General features: G+C 69.0%; 3 protein-coding genes and 1 pseudogene. All 4 read right to left on the bottom strand.

Annotation, left to right across the window (positions count from 1 at the left end; genetic code table 11):
• Window positions 1-401, bottom strand: a 401-nt coding sequence (locus B8460_RS18535) for an AAA family ATPase (RefSeq protein WP_048863104.1), incomplete at its 3' end; no start/stop codon positions are given.
• A gap of 51 nt (window positions 402-452) precedes the next feature.
• Complete coding sequence (locus tag B8460_RS18530; protein WP_048863103.1) at window positions 453-1,322, bottom strand: outer membrane protein assembly factor BamD; 870 nt, start codon at window positions 1,320-1,322, stop codon at window positions 453-455.
• A gap of 106 nt (window positions 1,323-1,428) precedes the next feature.
• Complete coding sequence (gene lpxC, locus B8460_RS18525; protein WP_307188646.1) at window positions 1,429-2,340, bottom strand: UDP-3-O-acyl-N-acetylglucosamine deacetylase; 912 nt, start codon at window positions 2,338-2,340, stop codon at window positions 1,429-1,431.
• Between the two features lie 197 nt (window positions 2,341-2,537).
• Window positions 2,538-3,250 (bottom strand): annotated as a pseudogene (locus B8460_RS18520) (hypothetical protein); the annotation flags it as partial.

The raw sequence follows: 3,250 nt of genomic DNA, 5'->3' as shown, positions 1-3,250 counted from the left end.
ATCTGCTCGTGCTGTCCCTGTACTTCCACGAGTAGCGCGCCGAGGCGGCGCAACAGGGCGATGCCGGCGGGCTGATCGTTGATGAAGGCGCGCGAACGCCCGTCGCGTCCGACGATGCGCCGCAGGATCAGCTCGTCGTCGCGGTCGAAGCCCTGTTCGGCCAGAAGCGCCTCGGACGCATGGCCCGGCGGCGGGGTGAACCGCGCGGCGACGCTCGCCTGATCGGCCCCGACGCGGACGAGCCCGGCATCGGCGCGCGCCCCGAGGGCGAGGCCGAGGCTGTCGAGCAGGATGGATTTGCCGGCCCCGGTCTCGCCGGTCAGCACGGTCAACCCCGGGCCGAAGGCGAGGTCCAGCCGTTCGATCAGCACGACGTCGCGGATCGAGAGCGCGGTCAGCATCGGCGTCCTATCCCGCCGCCCTGGCCATGCCGACGGGCCGCCGCCGGGCGGTCAGAAGATCGAGCCGAGGGTGCGGTCGAAGAAACTGCGATCCGGCGGCGGCGGCGGGGCGCCCTTGGTGCCCGTGCCCGGCAGGAGGTTGTCATCGGCGAGCTGGTTGTAGCTGTCCTCGTACCAGGTGCTGCCCGGGTAATTATAGCCGAGCACGGCGGCCGTCTTCCGCGCTTCGTCCTTCATGCCGAGAATCAGATAGATCTCGGTCAGCCGGTGCAGCGCCTCGGCCACGTGGTTGGTCGTCTGATATTGGTTGACCACGGTCTGGAAGCGGTTGATCGCCGCGGTGTAGAGGTGCTGCCGCTCGTACCAGCGCCCGATCTCCATCTCCTTGCCGGCCAGGTGATCGTTGCAGAGGTCGATCTTCAGGCGGGCGTCGCGGGCGTAGGCACTGTCGGGGAAGCGGTTGACCACTTCCTGCAACGCCTTCAACGCGTCGAGGGTGGTCCGCTGATCGCGCTGGATATCCGCGATTTCCTCGTAATAGCACAACGCCCGCAGATAGTAGGCATAGGCGATATCGCGATGGGCCGGGTGAAGCTGAATGAAATGGTCAAGTATTGCAACGGCATCGGAGTAATGCTGCCGCTTGTACTCCGCGTAGCCCTCCATAAGCTGGGCGTTCACTGCCCAGCTTGCGAAGGGGTAATTCTGCTCGACTGCCTGAAACTGCTTGATAGCGAGGTCGTAGTGTGAGTCGTTCAATGAGTCGACGCCGTTATTGTAAAGCGTCTCCGGCGATGCCTTGCTCGCGTCGATCTTGATCTCGTTGTCATCTCCCCCGAACCACGAACAGCCGCCCAGAACCGGGGCGGCGAACAGGATGAGCGACAGCGCCATATGAACGGCGGGGCGGGGAGCGGTCATGCAACGGCTTTCCAAACGCGGACGGCGCGTTATAGCAGCAACACTTCGGAAGCCGAACCGGCTGCGCGCTCCGGCCATGCAGGCCGCAGGATAAAAGCTGGCCGCGTCAGGCGGGTTCGAGTGCGACGGCCTCGGGCGCATAGGTCGGCTCGGTCCACCAGGCGGCGGTGTCGGCGAACAGTGCCCGCAGCAGCCGGTTGTTCAGGCCGTGGCCGGATTTGTGGCCGACGAACTGGCCGACCAGGGGTGCGCCCGCGAGCGCCAGATCACCGACGGCATCAAGCAGCTTGTGCCGCACGAACTCGTCCGGGTAGCGCAGACCGCCGGGGTTCAGCACCTCGGCACCGTCCACAACGATCGCATTGTCCAGGCTGCCGCCGCGGGCGAGACCGGCTTCGCGCAGCGCCTCGATCTCCTGCGCGAGGGCGAAGGTCCGTGCCCGCGCCAGCTGTCCCTTGAAGGACGCCTCGTCGAGCGTGATGTCGCGGCTCTGCCGGCCAATGGCGGGGACGGGAAAGTCGATCGTCAGCGACAGCGACAGTCCGGCGGCGCCGGGCGCCGCGGGACGCAGCTCGGCCCAGGCATCGCCCTCGGTCACCCGCACGGTCCGGCGGATTTCGATCGGCGACAGCGCGGCCGGCTGCTCGACGATGCCGGCGCATTCGATGAGGAAGGAAATGCTGGCGGCCGAGCCGTCGAGGATGGGGACTTCCGGGCCGCTCACGTCGATCCAGGCATTGTCGACGCCGGCAGCGGAGAGAGCCGCCATCACGTGTTCGATGGTGCCGACCCGCGCCGCGCCGTCGGCGATCACCGTGCAGAGACGGGTATCGGCCACGAGGTCATAGCGGGCCGCCACGGCCATGCCGAGATCGGTGCGGCGGAACACGATGCCGGTGTATTCGGGGGCCGGACGCAGCTGCATCGACACGCGCCGGCCGCTGTGAACGCCGATGCCGACACAGCCGATGCTTCCCTTGAGGGTCTGCTGCCGCCGGGCCCGTCCTGGACGCGACATGAAGTCTGCGAAACCATCCATGCCGGCAAGCTAGGGCCGTGCCCCGCCACCCGCCAGTCAATCATTATTTCCCGATATTACGTTACAAGCTGTTCAATTTGAACGATTGACGCAACGCAGCGGAGAGTGGACGCGGAAACGGCCCGGGAGGGCTAACTCCCGGGCCGCTCGGGTATCCGCTGCCGGACGGCGTGCCGTCAGGACGTCTGGCGGCGCAGGAAGGCCGGGATGTCGAGCCCCACTTCCTCTCCGCTTGCCTGACGCACGGAGGCGCGTTGCGTATCCGTATGGGCCGGTGCGGCCTGTGCCGGGGCGGCGTCGCCGGTCCCCTCGGGGACGGCGCTGCCGTGCGGCATCAGCGCGGCGGGGGTCGCCGCCGCCAGCGTGCTGCGCAGCCGGCCGGTGACCGACTGGAAGATGCTGGATCGCCGGGGCGGCTCGGGCGCCTGCGGCTGGGCCGGCGGCTGGGCGAACAGGCCTGAACTCGGCCGCACGTAGCGGGGCTGCTGGCCGCCGGGCTGGCCGTGCGGCTGGGTGACCGGCTGCACGCCTTGGGCGCTCGACAGGTCGATCGGCGGCTGGTCGTCCGCCGACAGCATCGATACCGGCTCGATCGCCCGCAGCGGCACCGGCTGCGGTGCCTGATGCCCGGCGAACTGGCCCGGCTGGCCGCGCATCGGCGGCCCGCCGTGATGCATGCCCTGCATCCCCGGCTGCCCCATGGCGGCGGCGGGGGGCGCGTAATGGCCGGGCGCGTGTCCGGGCTGGGCGTGCATGCCATGCGTGCTGCCCGACATCATTGCCGGGGCGCCCGCGCCCTGGCCGGCCCCGGCATGGTGCGACAGGCCGCCCATCGTCGGCGCGCCGTGCGTCGAAACGCCCGCGGCCGGTCCCTGCACCGGAACCGGGG

It is taken from the genome of Acidisphaera rubrifaciens HS-AP3 (assembly GCF_000964365.1).
In the GTDB taxonomy this organism is placed as follows: domain Bacteria; phylum Pseudomonadota; class Alphaproteobacteria; order Acetobacterales; family Acetobacteraceae; genus Acidisphaera; species Acidisphaera rubrifaciens.
Note: the sequence above shows the minus strand (reverse complement) of the source record. Positions and strands in the feature narration are given on the sequence as shown.